The organism is Asticcacaulis sp. P2_C5 (genome assembly GCF_056404555.1).
The window spans coordinates 193,603-208,845 of record NZ_JBFUDU010000010.1; the positions used below are offsets into that span (position 1 = coordinate 193,603).

Annotated in this window: 16 protein-coding genes; 5 read left to right on the forward strand and 11 right to left on the reverse strand. The window is 61.4% G+C overall.

Annotation, left to right across the window (positions count from 1 at the left end; translation table 11 throughout):
* Positions 1-124: 124 nt before the first annotated feature.
* Both AC1DXO_RS18385 and AC1DXO_RS18390 read right to left on the reverse strand, forming a co-directional pair.
* Entirely contained in the window at positions 125-1,732 is a 1,608-nt protein-coding gene (locus tag AC1DXO_RS18385) for an MFS transporter (protein WP_476979635.1), read from the reverse strand.
* Positions 1,733-1,973: 241 nt separating this feature from the next.
* Positions 1,974-2,852 carry a LysR family transcriptional regulator gene (locus tag AC1DXO_RS18390; protein ID WP_476979636.1) on the reverse strand — a complete coding sequence of 293 codons (879 nt, stop codon included), beginning with the start codon at positions 2,850-2,852 and terminating at the stop codon, positions 1,974-1,976.
* Positions 2,853-2,955: 103 nt separating this feature from the next.
* Between AC1DXO_RS18390 and AC1DXO_RS18395 the strand changes: the two genes are divergently transcribed.
* Complete coding sequence (locus AC1DXO_RS18395) at positions 2,956-3,873, forward strand: NAD-dependent epimerase/dehydratase family protein (RefSeq protein WP_476979637.1); 918 nt, start codon at positions 2,956-2,958, stop codon at positions 3,871-3,873.
* Positions 3,874-4,176: 303 nt separating this feature from the next.
* Here the strand turns inward: AC1DXO_RS18395 and AC1DXO_RS18400 are convergent, their stop codons facing one another.
* Positions 4,177-4,899: an SDR family oxidoreductase gene (locus AC1DXO_RS18400; RefSeq protein WP_476979638.1), complete on the reverse strand. Its 723-nt coding sequence runs from the start codon at positions 4,897-4,899 to the stop codon at positions 4,177-4,179.
* 160 nt (positions 4,900-5,059) lie between these two features.
* Here AC1DXO_RS18400 and AC1DXO_RS18405 point away from each other — a divergent pair, with 160 nt between their 5' ends.
* The 3 genes from AC1DXO_RS18405 to AC1DXO_RS18415 all read left to right on the forward strand — a co-directional run bounded on the left by AC1DXO_RS18405 (position 5,060) and on the right by AC1DXO_RS18415 (position 8,715).
* A complete protein-coding gene (locus AC1DXO_RS18405) occupies positions 5,060-5,626 on the forward strand; it encodes a TetR/AcrR family transcriptional regulator (protein ID WP_476979639.1) in 567 nt (188 codons plus the stop codon).
* An 88-nt stretch (positions 5,627-5,714) separates the two neighbouring features.
* Positions 5,715-7,493 (forward strand): chloride channel protein, encoded by a 1,779-nt coding sequence (locus AC1DXO_RS18410; RefSeq protein ID WP_476979640.1) that lies wholly within the window; start codon positions 5,715-5,717, stop codon positions 7,491-7,493.
* Between the two features lie 10 nt (positions 7,494-7,503).
* Positions 7,504-8,715, forward strand: a complete 1,212-nt coding sequence (locus AC1DXO_RS18415; RefSeq protein WP_476979641.1) for a glycoside hydrolase family 172 protein — start codon at positions 7,504-7,506, stop codon at positions 8,713-8,715.
* Positions 8,716-9,115: 400 nt separating this feature from the next.
* Here the strand turns inward: AC1DXO_RS18415 and AC1DXO_RS18420 are convergent, their stop codons facing one another.
* The 6 genes from AC1DXO_RS18420 to AC1DXO_RS18445 all read right to left on the reverse strand — a co-directional run bounded on the left by AC1DXO_RS18420 (position 9,116) and on the right by AC1DXO_RS18445 (position 13,827).
* Positions 9,116-9,733, reverse strand: a complete 618-nt coding sequence (locus AC1DXO_RS18420; protein WP_476979642.1) for an SOS response-associated peptidase — start codon at positions 9,731-9,733, stop codon at positions 9,116-9,118.
* Between the two features lie 6 nt (positions 9,734-9,739).
* On the reverse strand, positions 9,740-10,294 hold the full coding sequence (locus AC1DXO_RS18425) for a demethoxyubiquinone hydroxylase family protein (RefSeq protein ID WP_476979643.1): 555 nt from the start codon (positions 10,292-10,294) through the stop codon (positions 9,740-9,742).
* Positions 10,285-10,857 carry a uracil-DNA glycosylase family protein gene (locus tag AC1DXO_RS18430; protein WP_476979644.1) on the reverse strand — a complete coding sequence of 191 codons (573 nt, stop codon included), beginning with the start codon at positions 10,855-10,857 and terminating at the stop codon, positions 10,285-10,287. Before AC1DXO_RS18430 ends, AC1DXO_RS18425 begins: the two co-directional genes overlap by 10 nt.
* 116 nt (positions 10,858-10,973) lie before the next feature.
* Positions 10,974-12,128 carry an epoxide hydrolase family protein gene (locus AC1DXO_RS18435; protein ID WP_476979645.1) on the reverse strand — a complete coding sequence of 385 codons (1,155 nt, stop codon included), beginning with the start codon at positions 12,126-12,128 and terminating at the stop codon, positions 10,974-10,976.
* 104 nt (positions 12,129-12,232) lie between these two features.
* On the reverse strand, positions 12,233-12,706 hold the full coding sequence (locus AC1DXO_RS18440; protein ID WP_476979646.1) for a YegJ family protein: 474 nt from the start codon (positions 12,704-12,706) through the stop codon (positions 12,233-12,235).
* Positions 12,706-13,827 (reverse strand): heavy metal-binding domain-containing protein, encoded by a 1,122-nt coding sequence (locus AC1DXO_RS18445; protein WP_476979647.1) that lies wholly within the window; start codon positions 13,825-13,827, stop codon positions 12,706-12,708. Before AC1DXO_RS18445 ends, AC1DXO_RS18440 begins: the two co-directional genes overlap by 1 nt.
* 60 nt (positions 13,828-13,887) lie before the next feature.
* On the opposite strand from AC1DXO_RS18445, the gene AC1DXO_RS18450 reads away from it, so the two are divergent.
* Complete coding sequence (locus AC1DXO_RS18450) at positions 13,888-14,259, forward strand: hypothetical protein (protein ID WP_476979648.1); 372 nt, start codon at positions 13,888-13,890, stop codon at positions 14,257-14,259.
* An 82-nt stretch (positions 14,260-14,341) separates the two neighbouring features.
* On the opposite strand, the gene AC1DXO_RS18455 is transcribed toward AC1DXO_RS18450, so the two are convergent.
* Together AC1DXO_RS18455 and AC1DXO_RS18460 are read right to left on the reverse strand one after the other, a co-directional pair.
* A complete protein-coding gene (locus AC1DXO_RS18455) occupies positions 14,342-14,755 on the reverse strand; it encodes a CBS domain-containing protein (protein WP_476979649.1) in 414 nt (137 codons plus the stop codon).
* A 42-nt stretch (positions 14,756-14,797) separates the two neighbouring features.
* A complete protein-coding gene (locus tag AC1DXO_RS18460; protein WP_476979650.1) occupies positions 14,798-14,971 on the reverse strand; it encodes a hypothetical protein in 174 nt (57 codons plus the stop codon).
* Positions 14,972-15,243 lie beyond the last annotated feature (272 nt).

Here is a 15,243-nt window from a genome sequence, read left to right on the forward strand (position 1 = left end):
GTTAACAGCGGGCGACCGCCCGCCGCGCACGTTTGCGCGAGCCATGCGGCGTCTGAGCTGAGATAACGTAATTCTTATTTTGAATTACGTTATGTCATGAATTAGGGAGTCGTCAAACCCTGCGTCAGGCAGCGTCCTTCTTGCCCTTCGCCGGTTCATTTTCGAGTTGACGCAGGTCCAGCCCGCGCGTCTCGGTGCCGAACTTGATGAACAGGCCCAGCGTCACCAGGATCGGCACGATGATCATGCCCGCCGCGACGCCGAGCGCCGGCACCAGGGCCGTAATGCTGAGGGTTTGCGCCAGCACGCCGCCGATCTTCGAACATGCCGCCACCCAACCGGTGGCGCGGCCGCGGACCTTGAGCGGATAGCTTTCCGAGGCATAGGGCAGTAGAATCGCCAGGATGCCGTTCGAACCGACGATCAGCAGGGCGACCGGGAAAACCGGACTGCCACCAACGGTTTCCAGAGCCAATACCCACAACAGGCCCAGCAAGGTGATGCCGATCATGGTGGTAAAGGCCCATTTGGTGCTCCACTGGCTGTACATCCAGGTGCACAGGAAGACGGTGGGGAAGGCGATAAGGGCGGATTGCGCCAGCAGCTTGGACGACACGCCCATGGAATAGCCCTTGGCGACCAGGTCCGAAGGCAGCCAAAGCAGCAGGCCGAAATTGATCAGGCCCCACGCAATGGCGGAAATGCTGAGCGCCGCCGTCTTGCCGATCAGGCCTGGCGTCCACAGTTTCGGCTCGGTGCCGTCGTGCTTGGCATGATGATGGGCGAAGGTGTCGTCAGTATCTTCCTCATTGGCCTGCAGTTCGTGACTGACCGTGCCGAAACGCGCCATGATCTTCTGCGCCTCATCGCGGCGGCCGCGCGACAACAGGAATTTGGCCGATTCCGGGATCAATCCGCCCATGAAGATGAGGAGGAGGCCGGTCGGCAGGTTGAGCAGCCACATGATGCGCCAGGAAAAGGTCGGGACAAGCAGCGCTGAGAAGCCGGAGGCGGCGAAATAGCCACCGACCGCGCCGAGACCGCCGACCAGGACAAGGGCCCAGCCGCGGTGCTTGGACGGCATGGTCTCGGCCAAAAGGGCGTAGGTGACGGGCAACATGCCGCCGGCGCCGGCGCCCATCATGAAGCACATAATGACGTTCCATTGCAGCGAGGGCATGGCGCCGCAGATGGAGGTGCCGACGAAGACCACGGCGGACAGCAGGATTGACGCCTTCCGGCCGTAGATGTCGGCAATAATGCCCCACAGAACAGAGCCGCAGACCGTTCCGACCAGGGCGAAGAAGGGCACCAGGGCGGCGACCTTCTTGGCGACGCCGTATTCTTTCACCAGGCCCGGCATGACGAAACCCAGAGCCGCCGGCTTCATGACGTCTATGACCAGGGCGACGACGAGGACGACCATCAGCAGGATGTGGGCCGGCCCCAGCTTGGCATCTTCAGGGGCAGCGACCGTGATGCGCGAGGCGGCCGTGACCTGGTCGGCAACGCCTTTCGGCAGCAGACCGTAGGCGGCGATGGCAACGCCAGCAACAATGAGGAACATGCCGAACAACATGCCGTTGTCCATGGGCATGCCAGCCATGGCGAAACCCATGTCCTTGCCCATCAGGTACATCGGTATATGCAACAGGACGCCGAGGGTAACCATGGTGCAGCCGAGCCCGAAGGCCCAGACTCCGCGTCGGCCCAGAAATACTTTTGCGTCCATTGTGTCGCGCCCCTGCGTGGTTTTATGCAGGGTTAGTCCGATTTTCGGAAAAATAAAGCTTTATATTCATTGGCTTGATTAATATGGGCAGCTTATAAAATGTTGCTACGTTGGTATCATTGTTCGCCTTCAAGGCGTTGAGCGGTCGGGGCATTGGAAGATTTGGCCACGGATAAGGCACGGATGCGGCTGCGCCGCACACGGATTTGGCAATAGCCGTGTCATCCCCGTCGCCAATCCTTTACGGCTTCAGCCACGCCGTCATGGCAGTGGCGATGAAGTCCGCCACCCGTCGGATGCGGGCATTGCCGCGAACATCCTCATGCAAAACCAGCCAGACGGGCAGGGCCGGCAGGTGTATGCTGACAGGCACCCGCTCAAGTTCCGGCCGGGCGTCGGCCAGGCGGCATTGCGCAAAGCCGAGACCGGCCCCTGCCAGCAACAGATGCCAGTCGACCATCTGGTCGTCGCAGCGTACCGGAAACTGTTCGCGCGTCACATGGAAACCATTGGCAGCGTAGCCGCGCAGCATAGCGTCGTCGCGGTCGAAACCGATGACGTCATGGCCGATCAGCTCGGCCATGGATGACGGCCGGCCGCGGTGGTCGAGATAGGCTCTGGCGCCGTAAAGCCCCAAAGCCGTCTCTCCCAGTCGGCGGGCCAGCAGCGATTTCTGCGTCGGATCGAACATGCGCAGGGCGATGTCAGCATCGCGCCGCAGCAGGTTCTGCGACTGGTCCGAGGCGACGATTTCGATCTGGATCAGCGGCTCGGCCTGGCGCAACTGTGCGATCATGGGAGGCAAGACCAGATTGGCCACCACGACCGATGCCGTGATGCGCACCGTGCCCGACAAGGTCTCGGTCTTGCCTGTGGCTTTCAACGCCAGGCGCTCGGCAGCTCCACCCATGGCGCGTGCATCATCGACCAGGGCCAGTGCGGCTTCCGTCGGTTCCAGGCCGCGCACCGTACGCACGAACAGCGGTACGCCCAGATCGTCTTCGAGCGCCTTGATATGGCGCCCCAGGGTTGGTTGCGTAGAGCCCTGTCGTGTGGCGGCGGCGGACAGGGAACCGGTATCGACCACGGCCAGAAAGGATTGCCAGAGCGTCCAGTCCATCGATCCATCCATTCAATTATGCATATCATGAATGCAAAATGTGACAATTAACATGCAAAAATAGATATTGTAAAACCAGGCCATGCACAAGGGAGATTTCATCATGCACGGTTCAACAATTCTGGTTCTCGGTCCCAATGGCGGTATTGGCAAGGCCGTCGCGAAGGCCTTTCTGGCCGAGGGCTGGACCGTTCTCGGTCTCGTCCGGCCAGGCAAGTCGGCCGGCGAAGGCATCACGACGGTCGCCGCCGACCTGTTCGATCCGGCAGCGGTCGTAGCGGCGACCGGACGTGTCGATATCGTCTTCAACGGCCTGAATGTGCCCTATCCGGTGTGGGCGAAGGAGGCCCTGCCACTGTATAGCGCCGCCGCCGACATCGCCGAACGTTTGGGCGCGCGCCATATCTATCCGGGCAGCGTCTATAATTTCGGGGCGAACATGCCGGTCGACCTGACACCGCAGACGCCGTTTGCGCCCACCACACTGAAAGGCCGTATCCGGGTGGCGATCGAGGGCATGTTCGCCGAGCGGGCAAGGGCCGGGCGGCTGAAAAGCATCGTCATCCGGGCTGGCGATATCTTTGGCGACGAAGCGCGCAATAGTTGGATGAAGCAGTTGGTGGCCAAAGACTTTGCCAAGGGCCGGCTGGCGGTGCCCGGCGGTTACGACACCTTGCACGCCTGGGCCTATCTGCCCGACCTGGCGGCGACCGTCGTGCGGCTGGCGCAGGTCGAACACACCTTGGGCGACTACGAGGTCTTTCATTTCGAAGGCCATAATGCCTCGGTTCGCCAACTGGCCCGGGCCGGATGGGAAACGCTCGGGCGTAAGATTGGGCTCAGCCGCTTTCCGCGCTGGCTGTTCCACCTTCTCGGACTGTTCGATCCATTCATGAAGGCGACGCTGGAAATGCTGTATCTGTGGGACGTGCCGCACGGCCTGAAGGACGACCGGCTGGCTCAGGTCATTGGACCAGTACCTCATACCCCCCTGCCGGAGGCGCTGCGCAGTCTGCTGTAAGGAAGTTGACCCACAGATTACGCAGATTAAGACAGCAGGAGATTTTTCAGCGGTTTATCTGCGACGCTGGTCACGCTGCTGAGAAACCTGAAAGGCGCTTCGCGCCGCCCGATCGTGGAGCTGCCACACTTGTACCCAAATAAGGCGCTGAAAAATCACCTCTTAAAATCTGCGTAATCTGTGTTCCCAAAAACGAAAGGTGCCGCAAGCACGGCACCTTCCAGCAAATCCACAAAGAAAAGGCCGGGCGCACTACCCTCCGCCGAGGCTTCGGGTAGCAGGCCACCCGGCCTTTTCACAGTTTTAGTGTTCACCCGCCAGGGCGGTGTCGAGCGTACGGCCGTCTGTTTCCCAGAGCTGGCCGATCTGCACGGCGACCGGATCGGGGAAGATATAGGTGGTACCGGCGTCGATGCCCTTGACGATTTCGGCGGCGGCGTATTCCGGCGTCGCCTTTTCCATCGGAATATCGCGCGCCATATCGGTGTCGATCGGACCGGGATATATGCCGAGCACGCTGATGCCATTGCCCTTCAGCGTGACGCGCAGGGTTTGCGTCAGCGACTGCAAGGCCGCCTTCGAGGCCGAATAGCCCGCCAGGCCCGGTGCCGAGGTCAGGCCGACGACACTCACGACATTGGCGATGGTGCCCGCACCGCGGGCGACGAACTGGGGCGTGAAGGCGCGAATAACGCGCAGCGTGCCGTAGTAGTTGGTGTTCATATCGCCTTCGATCAGATCGGTCGGGCTGTCGAGGAAGTTGGCGAAGACGGCCGTGCCGGCGTTGTTGAGCAGGATATCGATATCGCTTGCCGTGGCGGCCGCTGCCTTGACCGAGGTGTCATTGGTGATGTCGAGCGCCAGCGGGACGACGCGGGCATCGCCGAAGTCGGGCAGGCTATCCGGCTTGCGGGCGGCGGCGTAGATCTTCTTGACGCCGGTCTTCAGCAGTTCACGGACGGTGGCAGCGCCGATGCCGCGGTTGGCGCCGGAAACCAGGATGGTTTTATTGGAGAGATTGGACATGACAGGCTCCTGTTAAAAAGTGTGGGCCGTCGTGGGGAGGCGGCGCGCGGTGGTGATACGTTCTTTTGTAAACCGATCTGTTTACACGATTGTAGGTAAACCGATCAGTTTACTTTGTCAACGCCGCGTGCTATAAATATTTTTGAAAGGGACCACCCTCATGGCTAATGCTTTGAAAAAACAGGAGATCGTCGATCGCGCCCTGGCCGTCTTTCAGGACGGCGGCTTTCATGCCACGGGCGTCGATGCCGTCATGGCCGACACCGGTATCTCCAAGCGCACCCTCTATAAGTACTTTCCGTCGAAGGAAGAGTTGATCGAGGCCGTGCTGGATCAGTATGGCTGCAATGTCGAACCGACCCTGTTCGCGCCGGCACGGGCGCGCAGCGACGATCCGAAAGCGCAGATCGCGGCCATATTCGATATCCGCCGCGAGATGATGGAGCAGGGCGACTACCAGGGCTGCCTGGCCATGAAGGCAGCGCAGGAATTCATCGGCAAGCATGACGGTATCACGGCACGCGGCCGCGCCTCAGCCCTCTATGTCGAGGAACGCTTCGCCGAACTGTGTGCCGCGGCCGGGCTGAGTGAACCGGCTGAGCGGGCGCGCAAGATCAACATCATTTTCCAGGGCGCGGTGCTGACGTCGCAGATGCGCCGCGACGGCGTGACGTTCGCCTCCGCCAAGGCGCTGCTTGCCGAACTTCTGGGCGAGCTTCCGGATTGATTTTTGTCACGTTTCTGTGCGGTTTTGGTGGCTAAATGGCGGGTCCGGGCCTAAGGTCTTGAGATCGAGTCACGGGTGCCGGCCAGCCATGGCGTTTCAGAACGATATCGATGGGGTCAGCAAGGCAGTTACCCGTCCCGTACTGCGTGGCGTGGCGCGCGTCCGCCGCAACCTGCAAACCAGCGACCTGACCTTTATCCTGCTGGCCGCTGCCGTCGGTCTGGCGGCCGGCGTGCTGTCTGCCGTCGCCGGCCATATCGCCCATGGCGCCCAGGCCATGCTGTACGGTTTCTCGCCCGACCTGCGACTCAGCGCCCTGCCGGATATACAACCCTGGCACCTGCTGGCCCTGCCGGCGGGCGGTGCGCTTCTGGGCTTGGTCCGTTTCCTGTTTCCGCGCCGTACCCGTGCCCCCATCGACGCCGTCGAAGCCAATGCCCTGCATGGCGGTCGCATACCGGCACGTGACAGCCTGGTCGTGTCGTTGCAAACGTTGATTTCCAATGGTTTCGGCGGTTCAGTCGGCCTGGAAGCCGCCTTCGCCCAGATGGGTGGTGGCCTGGCGTCGAAGATCGGCCAGTGGCTTGAGCTGAAGCGGTCTTCGCTGCGCACCCTGGTCGGCGCCGGGGCCGGCGGGGCGATCGGTGCCGCCTTCGGAGCCCCCCTGGCCGGCGCCTTCTACGCCTTTGAAATCGTGCTGGGCGGCTATACACCGGCGGCCCTTGCACCAGTCGCCGCAGCGTCGCTGATGGCCGTTCTCGCCGCGCAATGGATGCACAACGAGCCCTTCGTCATCGCCTCGACCATCGGCCGCGACATCGCCCTGTCCGGCTATCTGCTGTATGCCGTGCTGGGGGTAATCTGCGCCGGTATTGGCATCGCCATCATCCGCCTGGTCGCGGTGGCCGAAGCCCAGGTGCGGCGCCTGCCGGTGGGGGAGGTGTGGCGGCCGCTGATCGGCGGCATCTGCCTGATGCCGCTGGCCTGGTTTGCGCCCCAGGTCCTGTCGTCAGGCCACGGCGCCATGCATCTGTATCTCGACCAGCAGCCCCTGGTGCGAACTCTTCTGATGGTCTTTGTGCTCAAGGTCTGCGCCTCGGTTATATCCCTGGCCTTCGGCTTTCGCGGCGGGTTGTTCTTTGCCTCTCTGTTCCTGGGCTCATTGCTGGGCGCGGCCTTTGCCATCAGCGTCAACTACATCTATCCGGAAGCCAATCTCGACACGACCAATGCCGCTCTGGTCGGCATGGCGGCTCTTGCCGTCGCTGTCGTCGGCGGGCCGATGACCATGTCCCTGATGGTGTTGGAAGTCACCCATGACTTCGCCCTGACGGCGGCTGTGGTGACGGCGGCCCTGGTCAGCAGCGCCATCATCCGCGACAAGTTCGGTTATTCCTTTTCGACCTGGCGCCTGCACCTGCGCGGCCAGTCGATCCGTACGGCGCGCGACGTTGGCTGGATGAAGGCCCTGACTGCCACCAGCCTGATGCGGAAGAACCATACCACCTTGAAGGATACGGAGAGTGTGGGGCAGTTGCGCGAGCAGGTGCCGCTCGGCTCGACCAGCCGGGTCCTGCTGATCGACGGCAATGGCGACTACCGCGGTATATTGCCGACCGCCGAAGCCTATATCGACACGCTGGAACCCGAGGCGCCCTTGAGCACCCTGGCCAAGCAGACCGAGGTCTATGTCCGGCCGGACATGGACATATCGGCGATACTGCGCGTGTTCGAACATTTCGGCGTCGACGACCTGGCCGTGGTCAATGAGGAACACAAGCTGCTGGGTTTGCTGACCGAGCGCTACGTCAACCGGCGCTACGCCGAAGAGCTGGAACAGGCCCAGCGCGAGTTTTTCGGCGAATAGGGAGGTTGCCATGAGGTTGCTGGGCTTTGTGTTGCTGATGCTGTTGGTCATGCCACGCATCGCGTCGGCCGACGAACTCTATCGCTTTCCACAAAACGCACAGACGCGCTGGGCCAGCCCGGAGAATCCGACTGGCGCCAAAGGCGCGGGGGCAATGGAAAACCAGGGCGCCAAGGGCCGCGCCTTCGTGCCGATCGCGGCGGGCCAATCCCTTGTCCTGGCCGATATCCAGGGCTCGGGTATTATCGACCGCATGTGGCTGACCATCCAGGAGCGCTCGCCCGAACTGTTGCGTAGCTTGCGGATCGATTTCTACTGGGATGGCGCCAAGACTCCGGCCGTGTCGGCGCCGCTGGGTGATTTCTTCGGCCAGAATGCCGGCGAGATGGTCAGGCTGGATACGGAGCTATTGGCCAGCCCCGAGGCGCGGTCGTTCGTCTCTTATTTCCCCATGCCGTTCCGCAAAAGCGCCCGTGTGGTGGTGACCAATGACTCGTCCGCCGAGGTGCCGCTGTTCTTCTACGATGTCGATTACCGTCTGACAGCCGTGCCGGACGACGCCCTCTATTTCCATGCCTGGTGGCATCGTGACCGGGCGACGAAGCTGGGGCAGGATTTCGAGATCCTGCCGGCGGTGAACGGGCGTGGACGCTTTCTCGGCACGTCGATCGTCGTGCAGAGCAATCCGGCCTATGGCCATAGCTGGTGGGGCGAGGGCGAGGTGAAGCTGTTTGTCGATGGCGACCGTGATCATCCGACAATATCCGGTACCGGCACGGAGGACTATGTCGGCAGCGGCTGGGGCCTTGGGGCCTATACCGGACGTTATCAGGGCGCGCCGGTCGCCGATGAGGCTACGGGGCGGTGGAGCTTCTATCGCTTCCATGTCCCCGATCCGGTGCTGTTCGGTGAAGGTGCGCGCGTGACCCTGCAACAGATCGGCGGCGCGATGAAGGCCGATGTCATCAAGCTGCAGGCGGCCGCCGTGCCCTTGATCCCGGTGACCATTTCGGGCCCGCCTTACGGCCTGATGCATCTGGTTGGCAGCGGAAAAGCTCTGAACGACAAGACTCTGCCTGACGGCTGGACCAACTTCTACCGCAGCGACGATGTGGCGGCGGTCGCCTGGTTCTATCTCGACCGGCCTGAGAACGGCCTGCCGTCGCTGGCGCAGGTTGCTGAACGGACGAAGGACCTGCGCGAACCCGTGGACGATAAGTAGGTGTCGTTAAACGTAACGGCCAATCTGGATACAGCCGCGCTGCGGCACTTGAATCCGGCTCGCCGCGCTATCCATTCAGACATCTCAAGGAGATGCACTGAGAATGGTCTCCGAGAAAGCGCCCAGACAGTCATTGCACGGTTAGGTTACGTATGTCTGCCCACAGATTTTCACAGATTAGCACAGATTTTCAATGGTTTACTTGGCAAAGCCAGTGGCTTTCCAGGAGACAGGGATCGCTACGCGACCAAGACAATCCAGACACTAAAAATCTGTGCTAATCTGTGATAATCTGTGGGCAAAATTCTTCCTTATCAACCACTTGATAGAAATATGAATCCACTGGCCCTTTGCGGGCAGGCGGCTCAACGGCCATCCAAAGCTATATGTGATAGTTTCGCTAAAACAGCGTCGGCGTGCCGGTGAGGTTCTGCAATTTCAACGGCGTCGGCCGGCGCAGGTCGACCGGCTTGCGACGTAGCCACGGTTCCCAGTCGTCCGGTCCCAGGATCACCGGTTCACGCTCGTGGATTGCATTCATGTCGGGGCCGGCCTGGCGGGTCAGGATGGTAAAGCTGAATACCTCGCCCTGCTGGGTCGGCGCTTCATCCCATAAACCGGCAAACGCAAGCGGTTGATTATCGCCGCGCGTGATGCGCCATTTCGTCCGGTCGCCTTTCGGTCCCGACCATTCGTAGAAGGCTTCCGCCGGAACAATACAATGGCGGTATTTCCACGCGCCCTTAAAGGCCGGCTTACTGTCGGCCTCTTCCAGTCGGGCATTGAAGGTCGAGGCTTTCCATTCCGCCAGTGAGCCACGATACCAGTGCGGCACCAGGCCGAACCGCATCGGCATGATACCGATACTGCCGTCTTCCGGCGCTTCGACAATCACCGGCGCGCTCAGGGTAGGCGCCACCTTGACGGCCTCGCCCGAGAACACTTCGTCACCGCCGACGAAATTCAGCAGAGCCATGAATTGGGTGTAGGCCAGCAGGCCATCAAATTGTCCGCACATGGCGCATTACCTTCGGATAGCGCGTTCCATGCGTGAAACCGCGCCCTGTGTCGAGAGCCATATTACGATCTCGGTAGCGACCGCAATGGCGGTTTCGAGAGCCTCGTTTAGCAGCGACGGCGTGACTCGGGCGCGGGCAAAATCGAGATGCGCCGCCTCCTCAATCTGTATGGCGACGATCAGGTCACGCAGGTCCTCATCCTTGCCGGCGAGATAATGGATCTGCTCATCGAGATGACGGTGGACGGTCTGTTCGACGGCCTTGGTGCACACCATAACGGCATTGACGCCCATCAAGGCGGTGATCAGGCCCAGCGCGTAGCCGCCCGTCCCCCAAAGTGACATGGCGGCGCACGGGCGGGCGTTGCGTGCCGGCATGGCGTCGCGAAACTTTTGGCAGTGGTCGATTTCGTGGCCCAGGGTTTCGCTCAGGAAGGGGACCAGCCCCTTGTGCCATCGCTGTGAGGCCCATAGCTGAGCGCGATAAATCCGTATAGCGCCGTATTCGCCGGCATGGTTGACCTTGAGGATGCGGGCGATTGTGCGGGCGGTTACATCCATTGTGCCACATGGTCCCTGAGATAGGGCACGACCTCGGCCTCGAACCACGGATTTTTGCGCAGCCAGATGCCATTGCGCGGCGATGGGTGGACCAGTGGCAGATAGCCGTCGTCGACGTAATCGCGCCACGTCCTGACCGTCGCGCCAAGCGTTGCCTTGCGCCGATCGCCGAGATAGCGAGCTTGCGCATAGGCGCCGATCAGCACGGTCAGGCGGATGTCAGGCAGGGTCTGCATGACCTTATCATGCCACAAAGGCGCGCATTCGGGCCGTGGCGGATTGTCGCCGCTCTTGCCCCTGCCCGGATAGCAGAAACCCATGGGAACGATGGCGAACAGGCTCTGGTCATAGAACTGTTCCGGCGCCACACCCAACCAGTCGCGCAGGCGCTTGCCCGACGCGTCATCCCACGGAATGCCCGAAGCATGAACCTTCGTGCCAGGCGCCTGGCCGATGATCAGGATACGGGCGCGCGGATCCGACGCTCGCACGACCGGACGCGGTCCCAGTGGCAGATGAGCGGCGCAAAGCGTGCAGGCGGAAATGTCGTCGAACAGGGACATGGTCTATCGATGATGTGTCCGCGTCAGTACGACAGATTTTGTGAAGCGATAAAGACATAACATCAGCGGCCTCCAGGTCGCCTCTGACGTGCGACCTGGGGAATTGGCACGAAGATCTATGACGTCAGGGACGCTGGTTGCCTTACCACCTTGTGCGCAAAGGCGCGGATGTCATCGGCGAGAAGATCGGGAACCTCGAGCGCCGGGAAGTGACCGCCCTTGCCCGGAACGGTCCATTGCACGATATTGGGGATGTGGCGGTCGGCCCATTCGCGCGGCGCCGGCAGGTCGCACGCCGCCGGCACGAAGATGGCGTGTCGCACGCCGCTGGCCGGCAGGGGCTTCACAATGCGCTCGCGGTCGGCAAAGGCTTCCTTGTACATGCGGATCGACGAGCCGATCGTCTGGGTGAACCAATAGATCGAGACGATGGTGCACAGGGTGTCGATACCGAAATGCGTTTCGACATCGCCCCCAGAGTCGCTCCAGGTGCGAAATTTCTCGATGATCCAGGCGGCAAGACCGGCGGGTGAATCGTTCAGGCCAGCCGCCAGGGTCGAAGGTTTGGTGCCTTGTTCCATGGCATAGGCGCCCTCGGTCATCATCCACAGATCGACATTCTTGAAATAGGCCTTTTCGGCGTCACTGGGATTGTCCGGCCGTGGATACTGCGAATAGACATTGCACCAGTGGGCGCCCAGGATGCGGTCGGCGTCGTTGTGCAGCAGGGCCAGGACGGCGCCCGCGCCGAGATCAGAGGCAGAGGTCAGGAAGCGGTCATAGCCAAGGCGCGTCATCAGCTTCGCCCACAGACCGGCGGTCGCCGTCAGGTTGATCCCGGGACGCTTCGGCTTGCTGGAAAAGCCATAGCCGGGCAGGGATGGAATAACGACATCGAAGGCCGTCGGGGCCGAGCCCGCCTGGCCGGTGGCGAGGCGGAGCGCCAGGGGCAGCAGTTCGACGAAGTTGCTGGGCCAGCCATTGGCCAGGAGAATCGGTACGGCGCCCGGCGCGTCGCTCTTCAGATGGACGAAGTGCACCGCCTGGCCGTCAATATCGGTGATGAACTGGGGAAAACCGTTCAGTCGCGTCTCGGCACGGCGCCAATCGAAGCCGTCGGCCCAGTAATCGATGAAATGGCGCAGGAAATCCAGGTCAGTGCCGTAGTCCCAGCCCGAGCCCTCCAATTGGTCGGGCAGCCGGGCGCGGCGCAAGCGAGCCTTCAGGTCGTCGAGGTCGGCCTGGGCGATATCAATGCGAAATGGGGTCATGATCGGTCTCCACAAGACCCCCCAAGCCCAAGCCGGTTGCGTCGCAAGTGGGGCACCAGGCAGATGTTCGCAAGGGACCGGGAGAGAAAAAAACGGCGATTGACCTACTCTGCCAGCATGGCGCGATAGGTGTCGGCTTCTTCTTTCGACATATGCGACAACAGGGCACGGATGGTTTCACCGCCGACGATCTTGCCGTCGCGCATGTACATCCAATCGGAAATATGGTCGGGCTGAACGTCGATACGCTGGCCGAAGGCGACCGTTTTCACATATTCCGGATCATTGGCGATGGTGCAGGTGGCCGAGGCCGCATCGCCTTCGATCTGGTCGCACCAGAAGTGCTCGCTCTGGTCGTCGCCATCAATGCGGATCTTGAGCATGAAGTCGCTTTCGTTCGCCTTCGGATGATCGCGTTCGCTCCAGAAAACCGGCAGGCTGGCGACGGCCCGATCGCGGGCGGCGTTCATTTCGGCGTCATCGCCGGACACGATTACGACCGGATCGGTCTGGGCCTGGGCCGGTATGGCCGAAACCGTGATACAGGCCGCAAGTAGACAGACTACCAGACGTCTCATCATGCCCCCGCGGAATCGCTCGGACGCATCAGCGACAGTCCCATATCGCTGTCCATCCATGTGTCCTTGTCGTGGATAATCGCCTGGGCCGGCAGCATCTGGGTGGCAACCCCCATGCCGGCAACCTTCTTGACCGCCGTCCCGATGGCCATGAATTCGATCAGGCCCTGGCCGATCTCGACAATATAGGTCTTCACGCCCACCACCTCTTCGCAGCCCAGCTCGTCGGCCTCGCGCTTCAGCCGGTCCAGCGCGTGTTCGCGCGCGTCGTGGACCAGGGAGGTCAGCTCGGAAATCTCACCCTTGGCGAAGGCCTTCAACGCCGACATGAACCCGCCGATCATGCCCAATGAATAGATCGAGGTCGACATCAGCAGCTTGACCGGGGCATAGCCCAGTGACGCCATGGCCCACAGTTCCTCGCCGGTCAGGTCGCTGCTCACAACGTCATTGCCGGACAGGCCGGGATGGTGCGCCGCCGTTCCGGTCATGACCATTTCGTGCGTCCCCATCCACGGCAGGATCGTGGTGCGGATACCGAGAACGGCATTGGCGCCATCCGCCCGCGCCTGGGCGGTAATGCGGTCCAGAGCCTTGTGGCGAGTCTTGTTGAAGACGTCGGAATACTCAGAGATTTCACCGCGCGCCAGCTGCTTCAGCGCGCCGATCAGCCCGCCGCCGACCCCCATCGAATAGGCGATATTGCCGAAGACGTGCTGGATCGGCGTGTAGCCGGCGTCGATATGGCAGTAGAGTTCCTGGGCATTGCCGGCAGTGGTGAAAAAGGCCCCGCCGGCCTTCGAGAAGACACACGAGCCGACAAACAGGAATTCGGTATTGCCCGACAGGCTGCGCAGATCGCCCGATACCCCGGCAACGCCGGTCGCGCCATGGTTTTGCGCTTCCTTGGCCATGCGGGCGAAGGCGCGCATCCGGCCATCCTGGATCGCCTGGGTAACCTGGGGGATTTCCCCGCCCAGGATATTGTTGAGGCCGGCGCCGAGAGAACCGAGGAATCCCATGGAGTTGACGCTGTTGCCGATGACCAGTTCACCGGCGCTGAAGCCTTTCAGCGCCATGCAATAGATCTCGTTGCCTGACAAACCTGTGACCTTGGCCATGGATGGCGCTCCCGTTGCGTTAGAGTCTGGAGGTGAATTCGGGCCACAGGTGTCGCTTCTTTGGCGATTTTGTCAATCGTGATGCTTGGTTGCTGTCGGGTCCAGCAGTGGACCGGAGCTGGCCTGCCGCGGGCGCAATTTTATGCTGCATTTATGCCAGCAACCGCCTCGGGGCAGTGCAATCCTATTTCGTACCGCGTAAGTTTTCAGGTTCAGAGACTGGGTGGGCTTTATTCGGGGATTTCGGAGCTGGTATCGATGTTTACCCTGCGCGATAATGAAAAGGACCACAACACCGAGGCGCGGCCGCGGGTACATGGCCAGTTGCATGATGAAGATCGTATGGGTCTTATCCTGCTGGGCGTGGCCTTTTTGGCATTCGCCACCTATACAGCCTTTTTCTTCGCAGGTTTTCTGCACCCGATCGCCTGAGCGGCAGGCACGAGTGTCGCACAACACAAAGGGCGTCCGGTAGCACCGGACGCCCTTTGTGTGTTTTGGCAAGTGCCAGCTGTCAGATCTGGGCTACGCGGGTTTCGATATCGCCGGTCAGGCGTTTGTCCTCGGTAATACGGGCAATGTCACCGAGCGTGATAATGCCGGCCAGGCGTTTATCGCTGTTGAGGACGGCCAGCCGGCGGATCTGTTCCATCTTCATGATGTCGGCCGCTTCGGCAATCTCGTCATCTTCGAAGCAATAGACGATAATTTCCGACAACACCTCTGAAACATGGGCGTCGGGGCCTAGCCCGTCGGCGATCCCGCGTATGACGATGTCGCGGTCGGTGACGGCACCTTTCAGGCGATCGTTGTCGCCGACGGGCAGGTAGCCGAAATCCCCGTCGCGCATCATTCGGGCAGCCTCACGCAGAGTCGTCTGCGGCGTTGCGAGTTGAAAGTGGGTGGTCATGATGTCCTTGACGAGCATGGAAATCTCCTTTGGCGTTGGTGATGAGGCGGCATTTGAGTCTTAATACGTGCTGGGCGGGTCGCTGGCGGGAAAACTGTCACCGATCATGATGTCGATCCGGTCGTCGTCCAGATCGTTGCGCAGCTTCTTTTCCGCCCGCAGATAGCGCGCGCGTCCCACCGGGCCATGCATAAAGCCGTGGACGAAGGCGCGGACAGCATCGATGACGATCATGAGGATAGTCCTTTTTTGAAAACACTATTGGATGGTTGCGGGCGGGAGCGGCCATAGCTTCCGCGTTCATCATTGCCGCGGCCTTGATGGGGATTGTGCGGGGCAGGACCCTTGTGGCGCAGAACAGAGCCCTGGTCCGCGCGTTTGTCCTCAGTTGTGACGGAATCGTTGTGTTGAGCCGGTTGTCTGGTGGTGGCCATTGTTATCTCCCTGCCGGCCAGGTCGTAGGGCCGGTGAAGAGAGTACGAGTCCGGCGGTAAGATTATTATGCC

Excerpts from the sequence above, each read along its gene's own strand:
- AC1DXO_RS18385 (WP_476979635.1), bottom strand. The coding sequence starts at position 1,732 with ATGGACGCAAAAGTATTTCTGGGCCGACGCGGAGTCTGGGCCTTCGGG.
- AC1DXO_RS18390 (WP_476979636.1), bottom strand. The coding sequence starts at position 2,852 with ATGGACTGGACGCTCTGGCAATCCTTTCTGGCCGTGGTCGATACCGGT.
- AC1DXO_RS18395 (WP_476979637.1), top strand. The coding sequence starts at position 2,956 with ATGCACGGTTCAACAATTCTGGTTCTCGGTCCCAATGGCGGTATTGGC.
- AC1DXO_RS18400 (WP_476979638.1), bottom strand. The coding sequence starts at position 4,899 with ATGTCCAATCTCTCCAATAAAACCATCCTGGTTTCCGGCGCCAACCGC.
- AC1DXO_RS18405 (WP_476979639.1), top strand. The coding sequence starts at position 5,060 with ATGGCTAATGCTTTGAAAAAACAGGAGATCGTCGATCGCGCCCTGGCC.
- AC1DXO_RS18410 (WP_476979640.1), top strand. The coding sequence starts at position 5,715 with ATGGCGTTTCAGAACGATATCGATGGGGTCAGCAAGGCAGTTACCCGT.
- AC1DXO_RS18415 (WP_476979641.1), top strand. The coding sequence starts at position 7,504 with ATGAGGTTGCTGGGCTTTGTGTTGCTGATGCTGTTGGTCATGCCACGC.
- AC1DXO_RS18420 (WP_476979642.1), bottom strand. The coding sequence starts at position 9,733 with ATGTGCGGACAATTTGATGGCCTGCTGGCCTACACCCAATTCATGGCT.
- AC1DXO_RS18425 (WP_476979643.1), bottom strand. The coding sequence starts at position 10,294 with ATGGATGTAACCGCCCGCACAATCGCCCGCATCCTCAAGGTCAACCAT.
- AC1DXO_RS18430 (WP_476979644.1), bottom strand. The coding sequence starts at position 10,857 with ATGTCCCTGTTCGACGACATTTCCGCCTGCACGCTTTGCGCCGCTCAT.
- AC1DXO_RS18435 (WP_476979645.1), bottom strand. The coding sequence starts at position 12,128 with ATGACCCCATTTCGCATTGATATCGCCCAGGCCGACCTCGACGACCTG.
- AC1DXO_RS18440 (WP_476979646.1), bottom strand. The coding sequence starts at position 12,706 with ATGAGACGTCTGGTAGTCTGTCTACTTGCGGCCTGTATCACGGTTTCG.
- AC1DXO_RS18445 (WP_476979647.1), bottom strand. The coding sequence starts at position 13,827 with ATGGCCAAGGTCACAGGTTTGTCAGGCAACGAGATCTATTGCATGGCG.
- AC1DXO_RS18455 (WP_476979649.1), bottom strand. The coding sequence starts at position 14,755 with ATGCTCGTCAAGGACATCATGACCACCCACTTTCAACTCGCAACGCCG.
- AC1DXO_RS18460 (WP_476979650.1), bottom strand. The coding sequence starts at position 14,971 with ATGATCGTCATCGATGCTGTCCGCGCCTTCGTCCACGGCTTTATGCAT.